At 68.3% G+C, this 15,313-nt stretch carries 17 protein-coding genes and 1 pseudogene; 9 read left to right on the plus strand and 9 right to left on the minus strand.

The window, feature by feature from the left end; genetic code table 11:
- Positions 1–102: 102 nt before the first annotated feature.
- Positions 103–435 carry a YciI family protein gene (locus tag ACWD5O_RS35260; RefSeq protein ID WP_354968868.1) on the minus strand — a complete coding sequence of 111 codons (333 nt, stop codon included), beginning with the start codon at positions 433–435 and terminating at the stop codon, positions 103–105.
- A gap of 236 nt (positions 436–671) precedes the next feature.
- Here ACWD5O_RS35260 and ACWD5O_RS35265 point away from each other — a divergent pair, with 236 nt between their 5' ends.
- From ACWD5O_RS35265 to ACWD5O_RS35275, 3 genes are all read left to right on the plus strand, one after another.
- On the plus strand, positions 672–983 hold the full coding sequence (locus ACWD5O_RS35265; protein ID WP_450087967.1) for an EthD family reductase: 312 nt from the start codon (positions 672–674) through the stop codon (positions 981–983).
- A gap of 109 nt (positions 984–1,092) precedes the next feature.
- Positions 1,093–1,974 (plus strand): PhzF family phenazine biosynthesis protein, encoded by an 882-nt coding sequence (locus tag ACWD5O_RS35270; RefSeq protein WP_354968861.1) that lies wholly within the window; start codon positions 1,093–1,095, stop codon positions 1,972–1,974.
- Positions 1,975–2,086: 112 nt separating this feature from the next.
- Entirely contained in the window at positions 2,087–2,563 is a 477-nt protein-coding gene (locus ACWD5O_RS35275) for a VOC family protein (protein WP_450087968.1), read from the plus strand.
- Here the strand turns inward: ACWD5O_RS35275 and ACWD5O_RS35280 are convergent.
- Genes ACWD5O_RS35280 through ACWD5O_RS35290 form a run of 3 tightly spaced genes read right to left on the minus strand, consistent with a single transcriptional unit; the run spans position 2,491 to position 5,144 of the window.
- Positions 2,491–3,360, minus strand: a complete 870-nt coding sequence (locus tag ACWD5O_RS35280) for an SDR family oxidoreductase (RefSeq protein ID WP_450087969.1) — start codon at positions 3,358–3,360, stop codon at positions 2,491–2,493. The two genes, ACWD5O_RS35275 and ACWD5O_RS35280, sit on opposite strands and share 73 nt — an antisense overlap.
- Positions 3,361–3,364: 4 nt before the next feature.
- Positions 3,365–4,291: a DUF4386 family protein gene (locus ACWD5O_RS35285; RefSeq protein WP_450087976.1), complete on the minus strand. Its 927-nt coding sequence runs from the start codon at positions 4,289–4,291 to the stop codon at positions 3,365–3,367.
- The gene (locus ACWD5O_RS35290; RefSeq protein ID WP_354968633.1) at positions 4,179–5,144 is read right to left on the minus strand and encodes an NAD(P)-dependent alcohol dehydrogenase; all 966 of its coding nucleotides are present in this window, start codon (positions 5,142–5,144) and stop codon (positions 4,179–4,181) included. Before ACWD5O_RS35290 ends, ACWD5O_RS35285 begins: the two co-directional genes overlap by 113 nt.
- A 134-nt stretch (positions 5,145–5,278) precedes the next feature.
- Between ACWD5O_RS35290 and ACWD5O_RS35295 the strand changes: the two genes are divergently transcribed.
- From ACWD5O_RS35295 to ACWD5O_RS35310, 4 genes are all read left to right on the plus strand, one after another.
- On the plus strand, positions 5,279–5,953 hold the full coding sequence (locus ACWD5O_RS35295) for a TetR/AcrR family transcriptional regulator (RefSeq protein ID WP_354968628.1): 675 nt from the start codon (positions 5,279–5,281) through the stop codon (positions 5,951–5,953).
- Positions 5,954–5,967: 14 nt separating this feature from the next.
- Entirely contained in the window at positions 5,968–6,279 is a 312-nt protein-coding gene (locus tag ACWD5O_RS35300; RefSeq protein WP_354968627.1) for a hypothetical protein, read from the plus strand.
- A 314-nt stretch (positions 6,280–6,593) separates the two neighbouring features.
- Positions 6,594–7,079: a hypothetical protein gene (locus ACWD5O_RS35305; RefSeq protein WP_450087970.1), complete on the plus strand. Its 486-nt coding sequence runs from the start codon at positions 6,594–6,596 to the stop codon at positions 7,077–7,079.
- A 659-nt stretch (positions 7,080–7,738) separates the two neighbouring features.
- The gene (locus ACWD5O_RS35310) at positions 7,739–8,551 is read left to right on the plus strand and encodes a tyrosine-type recombinase/integrase (RefSeq protein ID WP_354968625.1); all 813 of its coding nucleotides are present in this window, start codon (positions 7,739–7,741) and stop codon (positions 8,549–8,551) included.
- A gap of 227 nt (positions 8,552–8,778) precedes the next feature.
- Here the strand turns inward: ACWD5O_RS35310 and ACWD5O_RS35315 are convergent, their stop codons facing one another.
- The gene (locus ACWD5O_RS35315; protein WP_450087971.1) at positions 8,779–10,017 is read right to left on the minus strand and encodes a helix-turn-helix domain-containing protein; all 1,239 of its coding nucleotides are present in this window, start codon (positions 10,015–10,017) and stop codon (positions 8,779–8,781) included.
- Positions 10,018–10,197: 180 nt separating this feature from the next.
- Here ACWD5O_RS35315 and ACWD5O_RS35320 point away from each other — a divergent pair, with 180 nt between their 5' ends.
- Positions 10,198–11,367 (plus strand): alpha/beta hydrolase, encoded by a 1,170-nt coding sequence (locus ACWD5O_RS35320; RefSeq protein ID WP_449940275.1) that lies wholly within the window; start codon positions 10,198–10,200, stop codon positions 11,365–11,367.
- A gap of 12 nt (positions 11,368–11,379) precedes the next feature.
- Complete coding sequence (locus ACWD5O_RS35325; protein WP_450087972.1) at positions 11,380–12,057, plus strand: serine hydrolase; 678 nt, start codon at positions 11,380–11,382, stop codon at positions 12,055–12,057.
- A 208-nt stretch (positions 12,058–12,265) separates the two neighbouring features.
- Here ACWD5O_RS35325 and ACWD5O_RS35330 read toward each other — a convergent pair whose 3' ends face one another.
- The 4 genes and pseudogenes from ACWD5O_RS35330 to ACWD5O_RS35345 form a co-directional block, all read right to left on the minus strand.
- Entirely contained in the window at positions 12,266–12,547 is a 282-nt protein-coding gene (locus ACWD5O_RS35330; protein ID WP_450087973.1) for a hypothetical protein, read from the minus strand.
- 22 nt (positions 12,548–12,569) lie between these two features.
- A pseudogene (locus ACWD5O_RS35335) lies at positions 12,570–13,006 on the minus strand (ADP-ribosylation/crystallin J1).
- A 633-nt stretch (positions 13,007–13,639) separates the two neighbouring features.
- On the minus strand, positions 13,640–13,954 hold the full coding sequence (locus tag ACWD5O_RS35340) for a hypothetical protein (RefSeq protein ID WP_450087974.1): 315 nt from the start codon (positions 13,952–13,954) through the stop codon (positions 13,640–13,642).
- Between the two features lie 257 nt (positions 13,955–14,211).
- Positions 14,212–15,252, minus strand: coding sequence for an RNA polymerase subunit sigma-70 (locus ACWD5O_RS35345; protein WP_450087975.1), 1,041 nt, complete (start codon positions 15,250–15,252; stop codon positions 14,212–14,214).
- Positions 15,253–15,313 lie beyond the last annotated feature (61 nt).

Raw genomic sequence — 15,313 nt, forward strand, 5'->3', positions numbered from 1 at the left:
CAGCCCTGTCATCCGACGATCCGTCATGATCGCAGCACCAACCATGGCACGATCATCGATGCTCAAGCATCTACAACCGTGCACGAGGTCGTTAGTCGACGCTTACGACGACTCCTGCAACGGCCATACCTCGACCACGCCGTGCGCGACGGCGCAAGGCGTACGCGACACGATGTCGATGGCCTCGGCCAGCGTAGCTGCTTCGATGATGGCGAAACCGGCTACGGGAAGCGTGGAAGACATGAAAGGCCCGTCCTCCGTGGTCACCTCGGCCGCGTCGTGGTTCCGCACCTGCACGGGCTGGCCGGCGACGCCCATGTCGACCCCATCCTGGCGCAGTCGGGCGTCATGCGCATGCGCCGCGTCGCGTACGGCTGCGTCGGTGTGGTCGTAGCCCGCTTGGTCGCCGTACCCGATGGTCACGAACTTCGCCACAGCAACTCCTCTCGTACAGGGTTGTCGACCGATAGGGCCGTTCCCGCCTATGAATCATCGCCGCCTAAAACGGCATCCGCACGTTCGCGCGCTCATGCCGCACTGCGCGCGCTCATGCCGATGACAGTGCATTGGATCTTGAGGCGATCCGAACCGTTCCGTGTCGTCCCTGGTTCATAGCAGGAGCTCCCAGGTCACCCGGAGTGTTATGGTCTCGTCTCTGGACGGAGGTCGTCATGCATAAGTTGGTGGTCCTGTATTCCAAGCCCGCCGACCCTGACCACTTCCGCGACTACTACGTGACCAACCACCTTCCACTGGTCATGAATCTGCCCGGCCTGCTTGCGTGGCGCTACAGTTTCGACGTGGCGGCGACCAAGGGAGAAGCGCCGTATTTCGCGGTCTTCGAAGGCGACTTCGCTGACGCCGCCGCCATGGCCGCGGCGCGGGCGTCGCCGCAAGGCCAGCGGGTGGCCGCCGATGTCGCCAACTACGCCACCGGCGGTGCGGTCATCATCCACTATCCGGTGCAGTACGGCACCGGCTGAGGCAGGCCGGTACGCTCCGGGACGCGTTCGGTCGGCCGTCGCGGCCAGGTCCGGCCATCGGCAGACGCCGTTCGCGGTTGCCGGTTCGTTGAGCGTCAGAGGTGGGCCCATGTCCTGGCCGGATGTCACGGTGGTTGATGCGTGCGTGCGGCGCGACGGCCGGGGCGGCAGCCCCACGGCCGTCACCGACGACGACCCGGCGGCGACGGACGCGGACCGGCGTGCGGTCGCTGCTGCGGCCGGCACCTCGCACGCGGCGTTCCTCGGCCCGGGGCGGACGCCGGACGGTGGCTGGCCGGTCCGGTTCTTCACCGCCACCGCCGAACTGTCCGGCTGCGGCCACGGCACCGTTGCCGCGCAGGCCGTCCGGTTGACCCGCACCGCGCTGGGCGAGCTGAACGACCGCCAACACACCGGCGGGCGCACGTTCGACACCGTCGCGATCCGCCGCCCCGCCGGCATCGAGGTGTGGTTCGACCAGGGCCTCGTCGCGCTGCGTCACCCGGCACCGGACGAGCGCGCCGCGATCGTCGCCGCGCTCGGGCTCACCGCGGACGATCCGCATCCGACCGACGCGCCACGGATCGCCGCGCCCGGCGCACCACGCATGCTGGTACCGGTCCACGACCGGTCGGCGCTGCTCCGAGTCTGCCCACACCTCGGCAGGCTGACAGCGGCGTGCCGGCGGTACGGGCTCCTCGGCTGTTTCGTGTACGTACCGCCGGTGGGCGACCGACCGGGTGCGGCGCGGATGTTCGCGCCGGCGATCGGTGTCGACGAGGACGTCGCCAACGCCAACAGCACCGGCTGCCTGGCCGCCCACCTGCTCGACACGACAGGGGCACAGACGGTCGCGATCGAGGTGGAGCAGGGTGAGACCCTCGGTCGACCGGCCAGCGTGCTCGCTTCGGCCCGACGCGGGCCGGCGGGCATCACGACCCGGGTCGGCGGGTTAGCGGTGGTCCGCGACGGACACCGAGGCGACAACTAGACCGTCCTCTTTTGCCGCCGACCGGGCGCTACGTTCTGCAACCCTCGCCCGACGGGCTGCGCCGCCCGCTCGTGCCGATGACAGCGTGTCGTAGCTCGCGTACCTTGGCGCCGTGGTGACTTTTTGGACCTTGGGATGCGATGCCGACGATCCCCAGCGGATCGCTGCTTTCTGGGCGCTGGCCCTCGGCTACGTCAAGGAATCCGGTTTCAACGAGCCCGACAACGCGTCCATCGTCGACCCGGATGGCCAGGGCCCTGCCATTGGTTCCCTCAAGGTGCCCGAGAGCAAGTCCGCCAAAAACCGTTTGCATATCGATATCCGGGTGGCGGGCCCAGGCCCCTGGGACATGGCCGAGCGCGCCCAACTGATCCGGCAGAAGGTGCCCGAGCTGGTTGCCGCCGGCGCGACCGTGATCCGCGAGGAGTGGTACGGCGACGTCCTCGGGCACGTCGAGGTTGTATCCACCGCAAGGGTGCGACCCTTTCGGAGCGACGCGGTCGCGTTTCTCCGTCGTCAACCCGCTGCGGCCAGGCCGACGAGGTCGGCGCTGACCTGCCAAAGGCGTGCGGCAGTAGCCTCGTCGTAGCTGCGTTTGGGCGACCTCTGCGGTCCGCCCTTCGTGAGGTACAGCCCCGTCCGGCCTTGGAGGGCTGGCGCGGAGGCGAGCTGGATCGAGGTCGCGGCGCCTCGTGCCGGTGATGCCATGAACGCGCGCAGGAAGGGGACGAGCAGGCGTTGGGATCGGCTGGGGTCCTCGGCTCCGAACGACGTGCTCACGAGGCCAGGGTGGGTAGCGTTGGCAGTGACGTCGCCAGCCGAGAGCCTGCGGGCGAGCTCGTACGTGAACAGGACGTTCGCGAGTTTCGACTGGTTGTAGGCGCGTGCTCCGGAGTAGGAGCGCTCACCTCGGAGATCGTCAAAGTCGATGCGACCGAGTCTCTGGGCGTTCGATGCGACGGACACTACGCGGGACGGGGCGCTCCGCCTCAGCTGGTCGAGCAACAGGTTGGTGAGCAGAAAGGGCGCCAGGTGGTTTACCGCGAAGGTGTGCTCGAGACCGTCGGGGGTGATCCTCCGGGTGTTCCAGTAGCCCCCGACATTGTTGACGAGGACATCGATCCGGGGAAGGCGCTCTAGCGCCTCGTCCGCCAACCGTCGGATTTCTGCCTGCGAGGACAGGTCAGCGACGAAAGAGTCCACCTGTCCGCCGACTGCGCGGACCTCACCGGCCGCCGCCTCCGTGCGCACGCGGTCGCGACCGGTGATCGCGACGCGCGCACCTAGACGGGCCAGGCCCAGGGCCGTCGCTTTGCCGATGCCTCGGGTCGCGCCGGTGACCAGCACCGTCCTGCCGGCCATCAGACCCTTGTCGGTCAGCACCATGCCGTCACGCACCCTGAGCATGCGGCTCGGTGCGAACGCCCTTGACCAGAAGCCAGACGCCGAACGTCAGCTCAAACAGCGCGCCGGGGATGAGGAGGACCAGGCTGACGTGGCTGCCGAAGATCTCGGCGACGGCGCCCGTGAAGTGGACCACGTACCCGACCACGCCCCACGCCGCCAGAAACCGGGGGACCAGGCGGGTCCGGTAGAGCAGGACGCACAGGAAGAACGCTCCGAACGCGAGCCCCGCCTGGCCAATCTGGTACGCCATCGTGTTGGAGTCCACCGCGAGCGAGCCCAGGGACCGGGCTAGCTCTGCGCTGACCTGCCCTGCATCGAGCTGCTCTGACAACGGGACGAGTGAGAGGAGACAGAGGGCGCCGACTGCCAGCAGGGCGACCTCGAAGACCATCGCGGACAGATAGGTCAGGGCGGTCCGCTTGCCGTGCTTCTCCAGGATTGGGAAGAACAAGACGGCCTTGCCGATGTCGACGGGGTGTTCAACAGCATGAGGCAGGCGCCGAGGACCAGGGTGGCCTGGTGAGCGGAGACGCTGGTGCCTAAGTCGGGCGTGTCCACCACGGAGCTGACCAGGGCGAAGCCAACTCCATACGTGACGAACCCTGCCAGGAAGAGTGACCCGATCAGGCGTCCGTACGTCCTGCCGGTGTCGCTTGCCCAGCCTGCAGCGGAGGGCGGTGGAACAGCGGCGTGCTGGTCGGGCAACGGCGGGCCACTGGTTGTCGCGGTCACGGGTTGCTCCTTGCGGTCGGGTGGACGGGTGGTTGGAAGTCGGTTGGCGGTGATGTGTCCGGGGATCAGACGGTGATCGCGACCTTGCCGCGGACCTGGCCCCTCTCGAGGAGCCGCATGGCGTTGGGCGCCTCGTCGAGCGGGTAGCTGCGGTCCATGCTCGGGATGACCTTGCCAGCCTCGATCAGCTCGGTGAGCCGCTCGAGGTCGGTGGCGCGCTCCTTTGCCATGAACAGCGCCAGACGCTGCCGCAGGAATAGTGAGAGCAGCGCTCCGCGCAGCTGCCTGCCCATGCCGGTCAGGCTGCCGCCGTTCTCACCGCCGACGAATACGACCGTCCCTCGTGGTTCGAGTGCTCGCCGCAGCCGCCTCACCGAGGGGCGTCCTCCGATGTCGAGGATCAGGTCGTAGCGGCGAGTCCCGTCGGCGAAGTCCTCGTGGCTGTAGTCGATGACGTGGTCGGCACCGAGGGAGGTCACCAGGTCGAGCTTTGCGGTGCTACAGACTCCGGTGACCTCGGCGCCGAAGGCCTTCGCCAGCTGCACCGCGTAGGTCCCGACGCCGCCGGACGCGCCGAGAACCAGCACGGACTGACCCGCCTGCACCCTTCCGACGTCGAGGAGCGCCTGCAGCGCCGTGCCGGCCGACACGGGAACGACCGCGGCCTGGGCGAAGGACAGGTTCACCGGCTTCCGGGCGAGCTTGTCCTCCCGCGCCACGGCATACTCGGCGAAGGACCCCGGAGCGATCCCGTACACCTCGTCGCCGACCGCGAACCGTGTCACCGACGAGCCGACTCTCGCTACCGTGCCGGCCACGTCACGGCCGGACACCGGGCTCTTTGGTCGCCGAAGCCCGAAGCCGAGTCGCATCACGTAGGGCTTGCCCGTCATCAGATGCTCCGTGCCGCGGTCGAGACCGGCCGCGCGCACCCGCACGAGCACCTCGTGGTCGGCGATCACAGGACGGGCGACTCGGGCCAGCCGCAGGACCTCCGAGCTGCCGTAGCGGTCCTGGATGACCGCCCTCATCATCGTCGGCGTCGCCCTGGTCGGGGTCGTCATAGCGGTCCTCCGGAAGTCAACTTGAAGATCCGTACTTAGTACGAATACGCTAACGTACTTTGTACGAAGGTGCCTATAGCACGAACGGACGAGGAATATGAATGTCTGAGCCAGTCAGCGAGGGCGGCCGGCGGCGAGCGCGGCTGACCCGCGAGCGCGTCCTACAGGGCGCGCTGTCGGTAGCCGACTCCGGCGGTTTGGGATCGCTCACGATCCGCTCCCTCGCCAAGGAGCTCGGCGTCAAGCCGATGTCGGTCTACTACCACGTCGCCAACAAGGACGAAATCCTCGACGCGCTCGTCGACATCGTCTTCGGCGAGATCGAGCTTCCGGTTCCTGGCCGTGACTGGCGGTCCGAGCTGCGGAGGCGAGCTCACTCGGCCCGCCAGGTCTTAGCGCGACACCGCTGGGCCATCGGGCTGCTGGAATCGCGGAGCAGCCCGGGGCTTGCCAATCTGCGCCACCACGACACCGTCATCGCCACCCTGCGCGAAGCCGGGTTCTCGGCCGAGATGACGGCGCACGCCTACGCGCTGATCGACAGCTATGTCTACGGCTTCGCACTTCAAGAGGCCGCCCTCCCGTTCGAGGGCCCAGAGAGCGTCGGCGAAGTGGCGGAACCGATTATGGAGCTGATGGGCGCGGGAGAGTACCCGCATCTCGTCGAGATGGCGACCTCGTATTACATGCAGCCCGGCTACGACTTCGGCGACGAGTTCGTGTTCGGGCTCGACCTCATTCTCGACGGGCTCGAAAGGTCGCTCGGCCTGGGATGAGTGCCGCTCGCGCGATGGGCATGACGGCGAAAACGTCCGGTAGCCGAGATGAGTGTACGGCGCTTAACTACCTCGCCATGCTTAAAGTCCCGCAAGAACTCGGCTTCGGCCCCGGTACGACCTGCTGGCGGCGGTTGAAACGCTGGATTGATGCCGGCGTGTTCGACCAACTCCACCAGATCCTGCTCGAGCGGTTGAACACAGGGAACCGGATCGACTGGTCGCGCGCGGCGATGGACGGCAATCACATCGACGCCAGAAAGGGGGTCTCGGGACAGGCCCGTCGCCGGTCAACCGCGCAAGCCCGGTTCCCAAACACCATCTGATCTGTGACGGCAACGGCACCCCGATCTACGTGCTGACCAGCGGCGCCAACATCCCCCGACTTCAGCCGCGCCCTCGAGTTGCTCGACGGCGGCCCCGGGGACGTCCTGACATGCCGCGATCCGCGCTCAATGAAGTGCGTCATATCGCCGGCGTCATCGATCGGAAGTCCCGACACTTCCAACGGTGAACACGCCAACGGACCGGCGACGAGACCATACGGGGGGGCGGCCTCGGGCGCACACGCTCCGACGAGCGTCGCGCCGCCGCCGTGACCGATCGCTATGATGCCGGGCGGACCAAGGGAGGAGACAACATGGCGCTGACCGTGCGGGTCCGGCCGAACGCCGCGTCCCTGTCGTTCCTACTGCTCGGCGCGGCGCTGATCGTGATCGGGGCAATGAGCGGCGGCGTGCTGGGCCTGGTGCTGGTCGTGTGGGGCGCGTTCTTCGCGGTGCTGCTCGGTTACCCGGTGGCGGCCAGCACGTTGTTGCGGGTGCCGGCGGTGGTGGTCGGCCCGGACGGGATCCGGCTGCCGCTGATGGGTGTCCGGCTCGAATGGCCCGAGATCGCCGAGGTGCGGCCGGGCGTCAAGATGCGCGGCCGGACACAGACCCCCGTGCTGCTGGTGGTACCCACCGACCCGGTCGCCACGGTCTCGCAGGCGCGCTGGTGGCTGCGCCGGGAGGCCCGCAACGATTTGGCCTCGCTCGGCGCCCCGGTGGTCATTGACGACCGCTCCCTCGATCACACCCTCACCGAGATCAGGTCCGCGGTCAGCGCCCACGCAGCCGCCCGCTGAGGTGGATCGGGCCGCCGATTCCACCAGACAGCGGCCCGCAATGCCCGTTCCCGCACAGGTCAATTCGCCCGTCGGCGCGGGGGCACCTGAGCCAGTTCACGCTCGCCAACAGGTCGGAGAGCTACACCCGCGAGATGCTGCGTGCGACGTTGCCGCGCAAGCAAACGCACTGACATGCCGCGATCCGAGCGTCACAGAACGTGACCGTCGGCGTGCCGATAAGCGTCCGGACACATGTCGAGAAGAGTGCACTCGATCGCGGCCTTGGCGTGCGGTGAGCGGCGGCCCCGGGTCCGGGCTGCCGCGCCTCGTAGCCGGGCAGAATCGGGCAGGCGCGGGTCTCGACCTGTCCGGGTCCACCGCGCTCGGCCCGCCGTCCATCTTCATCGACCCAACGGACTACTTCGGCATGGACGCAATACATGGCCAGATTATGGTCTCTGCCGGGCAAGGGCCGGCAGGACTCAAGCTGTCGGGCGTCGCACCCAATGCGCATCCGAATCTGCCGCGCAGCGGGCGTTGACACCGGCTGTGAGCGGTGACGCACCGTAGGTATGACTACCTCTCCCACGTCTGGTCCCAACATCGTCTCTCCTGATCATCTCGTTCTCCGTGCGGCGGTAGCCGCCTACCTCGGTCGGTACCGTGGTGACACGCGCTTGCACACCGACTCCGATCTGCGCGTCTTCCTCATCTGGTGTACCGACCAGGGCCTGGATCCGCTGTCGGCGGCTCGGGTGGACATCGAGCGGTACGTGCGCTGGCTGCAGGACGTACGCCGCTTCCAACCCTCGACCGTTTCCCGCCGGCTGTCGGTGGTCGTCGGCTTCTACCGCGTGTGCGTCATCGACGACATCCTGCCGAACTCACCCGCCGACTATGTCCGCCGACCGACGGTGCCACCCGAATCACCCACCCTCGGGCTGGGCCACCTACAGTTCGAAGCACTGATCACCACCGCACGGCTATCGGCCAACCCGAACGACTTCGCCCTGGTCTCCATGCTCGGACTGCTCGGGCTGCGGATCTTCGAAGCCTGCGGCGCCAACATCAGCGACCTCGGCGAGGAACACGGCCACCGCGTCCTGCGCGTGCGCGGCAAGGGCGGCAAGGTCGTCCTCGTCCCGCTGCCGCCCGCGGTGGCCAGAGCCATAGACCGCGCCGTCGACGGCCGCCTCGACGGTCCGGTCCTGCGCAACACCCTCGGCGCGCGGATGGACCGGCACGCCGCGACCCGCCGGCTCAAGCACCTCGCCGCCAACGCCGGGATCCGGATGCCGAGGATGCACCCACACATGCTGCGCCACACCTTCGTCACCACCATGCTCGACGCTGGCGTGAGCCTGCGCGACGTGCAGATCGCCGCCCGCCACGCCGATCCCCGCACCACCATGCGCTACGACCGCGCCCGCAAGAACCTGGACCGCCACCCCAACTACATCCTCGCCGCCTACATGGCCTCGGGAACGTAGCGACCACAACGAACGTGTCTGCCGATGGTCGGATGGGCCTGTGGGCGTGTGGGGGCACCGACGAAATTGCCTGGCCAGGCGAAATGAGTGCTGCTCGGGAGTGCTTCCCACGCTGGTGAAGGTCGTCTCCCGGCGCGTCGACGACTGATCAGCGGGACGGGTGGCCTGTCTGCAACCGCGCCACTGTGATCTCGTCGCGTTTTCACCTGGCCGGCTGCTGCCTGGGTCTACGCGCGAGCCGGCCGTGGTGTGTCCTGGGCGAGGGATTCGGCGAGGAGCCGCCAGATTTCAGCGGCCAGCGCCATGTTGCCGTTGTCCTGGGCTTGTTCGGCGAGGCCGCGCAGGCCGGCCACCGCTTCGTCGCGTGCGCCGTCCAGTAACAGGAGCCGGTTGCGCAGCACGTCGAGTTGGATGCGGTCCTGGTAGGGCAGGAGCGGGTCGAGGCGGTCGAGCTGGTCGAGCAGCGCGCGGGCCTCGGCGGAGTGTCCGGTGTGCATGGCGAGGTGCGCGCGCAGGGCCAGCAGCTCTTGTTCGATGGCGGGTGTTCCGGTCAGGGGAAGGCTGGCCTGGACTTCCTCGACGCGGCGGTGGGCGGCCTCGGTGTCCGGTGGGGTGGTCTCCAGGTTGAGCTTGGCCGCGCTGATTCGCAGGCGTGTCCACAGGGTGGGGTTGTCCCGTCCGTCGAACCCTCGCACGGCCTTGCCGAGCAGCTCGGCCGCGGCGGCTGGCTCGCCTTGGCGGAGCCGGATGTGGGCCGCGGTCCAGAGTGCCTCGGCCCACAGCGTGTCTGACCGGCCCTCGACGAGGCTGAGCAGTTCGTTGGTGTGCCGGCTGGCCTCGGGCAGCCGGTCGGCCTCGGCCAGCGCGGACACCACGGCCAGCAAGACGTTCGCCATGACATAGGGGGCCACTGTGTTGTCCTTGGCGAGGTTGTCCTTGGCGAGCTGGTGGGCCGTCAGCGCGGTGTCGACGGCGGCGGGGACCTCGCCGGTGGACCGTAGGCAGCGGGCCAGCTCGGCCAGTGCTCTGGCCCGCAGCTCGGCCAGTCCGAGTTGGTCGCTGAGGGTGGTCAGCTCGTCCAGGCAGGCCCGCTGCTCGGCGTACTCCTTGCGTTGCCGTCGCCAGTCGGCGACCTGCCACAGGGCCTGCCAGCGCAGCAGGGGGTCCTCGCCTTCGGCGGTGGCCAGCGCGCCGGACAGCAGCTCGCCCGTCTCGTCGGGGCCGAGGCCGGTGGCGATGGTGAGGCTGCGCGCCAGTGATGAGGCGGTGGACTGCATCAGCTCCTCGGTGCTGACGCCGAGCTGGCTGGCCAGGTGCGTCAGCGCGCGTTCGGTGGGTCGGCGGGCCCCGGACTCCAGCCGGGACAGGTAGCCGGTCGACATGTCGTCGCCGGCGAGCGCGCCCTGGGTCAGACCTCGCTCGATCCGTAGTTGCCTGAGCCGGCGGCCGAAGGCTGGTTGTTCCACCACATCCCGAGTCTAGCCAGCTTGCCTCAAGCTTGGCAACCTGCCCTACCCTGAGACGCCTCGCAGGCAAATACTTCTGGCAAATTCTTGCCAAGATGCTGGCAACTGTCGTAGCGTTCCTGGCATCGCAACCGAGCACGACATCCAGGAGCGAGTGATGAGCAAATTTTTGGAGGTCCCGTGCCCGTCGGTTATCTGATCACTGTGGCGTTCGTCGCGATCGGCACGCTGTTCGCGCTGGCGCCGGTGCCGTGGTCGCGCCCGCTCGGCCGCCTGAGCTACTACTCTGGCCTGGTCGTGAACGAACTGCCGTTCGCAGCCTTCCTCTACATGCTGATCCTGCCGACGTGGCTGGCGTTCGCCGAGGGCGACATCAACTCGGCGGGCGGGTGGGCGGTCGTCGGGCTGGCCGCCGCGACCACGCCCGGGCTCGCGATCATCGCCCACCGCGCACTCGGGGACTGGGCGAGGATCGAGCACGCCATGGACGAAGGGCTCGGGGCCGGGTGGCGCACCACCCTCGACGCCGAGCTGGCCGAAGGGCTGCGGCACCGCCTTCCGTGGGCCCGCATCGTGCTGCGGCCCATCTTCCGGCGCCGGTGGGAGGTCCGGCGCGTGGCCAATCTCGCCTACGGCGACGCAGGTCGCAGAAACCTGCTCGACGTCTACCACCACCGGTCACGGCCCGAAGGCGCGCCCGTACTGATCCACCTGCACGGAGGCGGATACTCCGGGGGCCACAAGAACAGCCAGTCGCTGCCGCTGCTCTACCACCTGGCCAGCCGGGGCTGGGTGTGCATCAGCGCCAACTACCGGCTGAGGCCACAAGCCCAGCACCCCGACCACCTGATCGACCTCAAGAAGGTGATCGCCTGGGTGCGGGAACACGCTCACGAGTACGGGGCCGATCCGGCGACGCTGTTCGTCGCGGGCAGCTCGGCGGGCGGGCACATGGCAGCGCTGGCCGCGCTCACCCCAAACGACCCCGCCTTCCAACCGGGCTTCGAGGACGCCGACACCTCCGTTACCGGCGCCATCTACCTGAACGGCTGGTACGGCGGCTACTTCGGCCAGGGACCAGAGTCCTCGCCGCTGGCCCACATCACCGCGGACGCACCGCCGTTCTTGGTGGCGCACGGCGACCTGGACCCGCTGGTGCCTGTGGCAGATGCCCGGCATTTCGCCGACCAGCTCCGCCGTACCTCCACCAACGCCGTCGTCTACGCCGAGCTGCGCGGCGGCAACCACGCCTTCGATCTGTTCCACTCGCTCCGCTTCGAAGCGGTCATCGACGCGATCGAGGCCTTCACCGCCTGGGTGAGATCACGGGAGAGGACGCCCCAGCCCTAGCAGGAGACCGGCATGCTGCCGGTCGACGACACCGCAGTGGCCGCTGCTGGGCAGGATCGCCCGGAGCTGCAGAAGGCCATCCAGGAGATCGTCGATTCCGGTTTCGCCGCGGTGCAGCTGCGCGTGCACGATGAGCGGGGCGAGTGGGTCGGCAGCGCCGGGGTACGCAAGCTGGGCGAGGCCGCGAAGCCGCTGACGAACGGGCGGTTCCGGATCGGCAGCAACACCAAGACCTTCACCGCGACCCTGGTGCTGCAATTGGTGGCCGACGGCAAGATCGGGCTAGACGACCCGGCCGAGCAGACACAACCGGTCGAGGATCCCGTCGGGGACGAAGTCGGCCGAGTGGGTGCCTGCTCGGCCGTGGCGTGCGTGGCCGTGACCTTCACGGACGAAGCCGGAATCGCAGCTCCGAACGCGCGGGGCAAGGCCGAGCCCCTGCCGCGGCGTCCGCGCGTCAACGAACCGTCACCTGGCAACCGCCGTACGACTGGGTCGACACCATCCGCTGGCCCGGTCCCCACCCCGACCACGTCCATCCAGAACAACGCTGGGGCGCTCGCCCGAGCGGAACCGCGCCGCGTGGACGCCGGCCTGGTCGCGGGCCACGCCGGCGACGACGAAGCCGATGTGGTTGACGACGCGGTGGCGGAAGTAGCGCGATGCCCCGCTCGCAGACGCCGCCGCTAATAAGCTGCGGGGCCGAGCCAGGCCCAGGATGGACGTCCCGACGGGCATCGACGCGCGCATCGAGCACAGACGCCGTACTGACCATGAGGAACCGATAAACGTCCGCTTCTGCCGCCGACCGCGCGCCCCAGCCGATGCTGCTCGACTCTCTGCCGAGGTGAGTGCTCTGGCCGCGAGGTGCGGGTTCGACCATGCTCGCCGATGTCTACTAATCGTCGAAGTCGAACGCGAAGGTACCCGCCTCGATGCGGTCGATGAGCTCGCCGACATTGTCGGCGTGTCTGATGGCGCTGTCCCACCCGCTGCTTGTGATGTCGACGAGCAGCACCGGTGCAGGGTCACTGCACAGGTCGAGTACAAGCTGTTCACGGGCACCGTCACCGCCGATGATCGCGATGCCGGGGTGCGCATCGGTGGCTTCGTCCCAGGCGTCATGCAGCTCGAGCATTTCGCGTGGCGACTTGAGCCACACGTAGGTTCCGCTGGTCATCCAGCCCCGCCGAAACCACGACTCACCTTGGAAGGTAGGTTCGCCACGCGGCAGGCAGAGCTTGACCTAGGGCCTTGTCGGCGTCGGTGAACTCCTGGTCGTTTACTGGGCCTCGGTAATCGGCTTCTTCGGCGATCGCGCCGACGATGTGGGCGTTGAGATCGGCAAGCTCTGCGGCGGGGATCCAGTACTCCAGCACGTCGCGGCCACCGGCCTGGTGAGCCTCGTAACGGTCCAGGTAGGAACGCTGGACGTTGAACCGGGTTACGTAGCCGACACCTTCGGCGGGGACGTTCCACTCGCGGGCGATCTTCGTGGCGTACCAGCGGTTAAGCACGGGGTAGAAGATTGGCTGATCCGGCAGGCGTGGTGGCCAAGCCGCCACCTGGACTCCGCCACGAGGTCGAGGTCGGCCTGCCCGGTGGGCCTCCATAGGGTGATCGTGTCGGAGGTGTCGATGGTCTGCTCCTCGCCAATCGTGGTTGTGGCGCGATCGTGGTTAGCCACGCGGCCAACATTCTGGTGGCACCGGCCCTGCGCGTTGCCGTGGCCCTGGTCGGGAGGTCGACCGGCCCCGCGTCCAACTGGCGCAGACGCAGGGTCCGCGTACGCTCATCTGCCGCTGATCGTGCGACTCGCGCCGCTCTCGGCATGGCCGTCCGCGCGGCCGGCGAGCTGGCGTTTGGGCTCAGGCTCCGACCCGGATGCTCAGCTGAGCGCCGAGCTGACGGAATCCCAGCGCCCGCGCCACTCGGCGCGACGGTTTCCGGTCGAGCCCGCCACTGCGGCAGCAGATGGTTCGCCAAACCGTCCGCGATTGCTACGGAGGCAACGGCACGCGCCAGCCCGCGCCCACGTTGATTCGGCTCAGTAAGTACGCACATGTGGGCCAACAGCCCCGGCCAGCGTCGGTAGCCAGCTGCCGCGACAACGACATTCCCACGGCTTACCACGAACGCATCGGAGGTGATGTCGGCCAACCCACATTCGTCGGCGTCGTCCACCGTGACAGAGGCCAGAAGCGTGGCGAGATCGGCATGTTCTCCAGGGACCACATCCACGGTATCGAGTCCGGCCGGCTGGAAGTCGCACTCATCGAGATAGGCCAGGCTCGCCGGACCCAGTACCAAGTGACCGCAGGACAGCGCGCAGCCGGTCAAAGTCGGTCAGTGCCTCGACGGGCAAAACGTGCAGCCCTTTGCGCACGATCCCGGCCCAACTGCCTGCCGGCACGGTGACGATGGCGGCGTCGCCCAACGCGACGATCCCGACCCAGCCCGGTGGACAGAGCAGCGATCTGGCCGAGACGGCTACTTCCACGCCGCCGTCAGCGGGGAAGGCCATCGGAACGCCAGCCATCTCGAGCCAGACCTCCCGAGCCCGAGCGAGCAACGGATCACGGGACATGGACGCATCCTCACGCCTGGCCCAGTTTCACACCACCGAGTTCGCAGCTGACAAGGTCGGCATCCTCTTCTGCCGCAGACCGTGAGCTGCAGAGCGTCACGATCGCTTGAGCCAGGCGCCGTCCGGTCGTGCCGAGATCAGCGCATCCGATTTTGACGGCATGGTGCCTCAACCGGCACCGTGGCAGCCCGTTCGAGCCTTCGGGATCTCGGCGAGGCGGTAGCCGTAGCCGCCGAGCAGTCGCCAGGGCACTGAGCTCAGATGCCGTGAAGGAACAGGGTCATGCCGCTCAGGCGGTCGCCGGCCAGGGTGAGCACCACCAGCCCGCCGGGTCGCTCGGTGCCGTCCCCGACGAGGTGCGAGACAAACGCAGGCTGCCCGTTCATGCGAGTAGGGCGCAGCCGGATTCTTAGCCTTTGGCTGACGCGCCAAGCGGCGCTGGTCCGCAGGAACGAGATGATGGCGGCCACGCCGTGGTATTCGTGCGGGGCGGGAGGCATGGCTAGCCATGCCTCGTCGGTGAGCAGACTGACCAGGGTGTCGAAATCGTTACCTGCGAAGGCTTCGGCGAAGCGCTCGACCACCTGACGTTCGCGCGCCGATCCAGGCGCGGGCGGCGCCTCACGGGCGGGGTCGCGGTGACGTTCGATCGCGCCGCGTGCCCGCTGCAGCAGACCTTTGATCGCGGTCGGTGTGGTGTCCAGCATCGGCGCGACCTCACCGAGCGGGTACCCGAGCACGTCGCAGAGCACCAGCACGGCGGCCTGCCGCGGTGTGAGGCGCTGCAACGCCGCGATGAACGCCAACTCGATGTCCTCCCGCGCGGCGTAGCGCGCCTCGGGGCCGCGGTCGGCGTCGGGCACGTGCTCCAGCAGCGCGTCCGGGTAGGGCTGCAGCCACGTCACGTGAGTGCGGCGGCTGGGCTCCGGCGGCTGAAACGGCGGCTGCGGCTCGGACGGTATCCGTCGGCCGCGATCCCGCAGCGCGTTGAGGCAGCGGTTGGTGGCGATCCGGTAGAGCCACGACCGCAGCGATGAGCGGCCCTCGAATCCGTCCAGGCCGCGCCAGGCCGCCAGCAGCGCCTCCTGCAGCACGTCCTCGGCATCGGTCACCGAGCCCAGCAGGCGGTAGCAGTGCACCAGCAACTCGCGCCGGTGCTCTGCCACCAGCTCCTCGAACGTGACCTGCGCCACAGCCGTTCCGTTTCCCGGCTCGGGGGTGTCGTAACGGGCGACACCGAAGGAGAGATCATGACCAGCCCAGCATTGAGCCATTTTCATCGTGACGGTGCAGGTCACGGGCAGTGCGGGAGGCCGGTGTCGACATAGGACGAGGCTCCCGGTAAGACAGCAATCGACC

This window comes from Micromonospora sp. NPDC005161, assembly GCF_053599855.1.

What these genes read in the sequence shown, in the direction of transcription:
- ACWD5O_RS35305 (WP_450087970.1), top strand. Translation starts at nt 6,594, where the DNA reads ATGGCGCTGACCGTGCGGGTCCGGCCGAACGCCGCGTCCCTGTCGTTC.
- ACWD5O_RS35330 (WP_450087973.1), bottom strand. Translation starts at nt 12,547, where the DNA reads ATGACCAGCGGAACCTACGTGTGGCTCAAGTCGCCACGCGAAATGCTC.
- ACWD5O_RS35295 (WP_354968628.1), top strand. Translation starts at nt 5,279, where the DNA reads ATGTCTGAGCCAGTCAGCGAGGGCGGCCGGCGGCGAGCGCGGCTGACC.
- ACWD5O_RS35280 (WP_450087969.1), bottom strand. Translation starts at nt 3,360, where the DNA reads ATGGTGCTGACCGACAAGGGTCTGATGGCCGGCAGGACGGTGCTGGTC.
- ACWD5O_RS35270 (WP_354968861.1), top strand. Translation starts at nt 1,093, where the DNA reads ATGTCCTGGCCGGATGTCACGGTGGTTGATGCGTGCGTGCGGCGCGAC.
- ACWD5O_RS35325 (WP_450087972.1), top strand. Translation starts at nt 11,380, where the DNA reads ATGCTGCCGGTCGACGACACCGCAGTGGCCGCTGCTGGGCAGGATCGC.
- ACWD5O_RS35300 (WP_354968627.1), top strand. Translation starts at nt 5,968, where the DNA reads ATGGGCATGACGGCGAAAACGTCCGGTAGCCGAGATGAGTGTACGGCG.
- ACWD5O_RS35340 (WP_450087974.1), bottom strand. Translation starts at nt 13,954, where the DNA reads ATGTCCCGTGATCCGTTGCTCGCTCGGGCTCGGGAGGTCTGGCTCGAG.
- ACWD5O_RS35265 (WP_450087967.1), top strand. Translation starts at nt 672, where the DNA reads ATGCATAAGTTGGTGGTCCTGTATTCCAAGCCCGCCGACCCTGACCAC.
- ACWD5O_RS35290 (WP_354968633.1), bottom strand. Translation starts at nt 5,144, where the DNA reads ATGAGGGCGGTCATCCAGGACCGCTACGGCAGCTCGGAGGTCCTGCGG.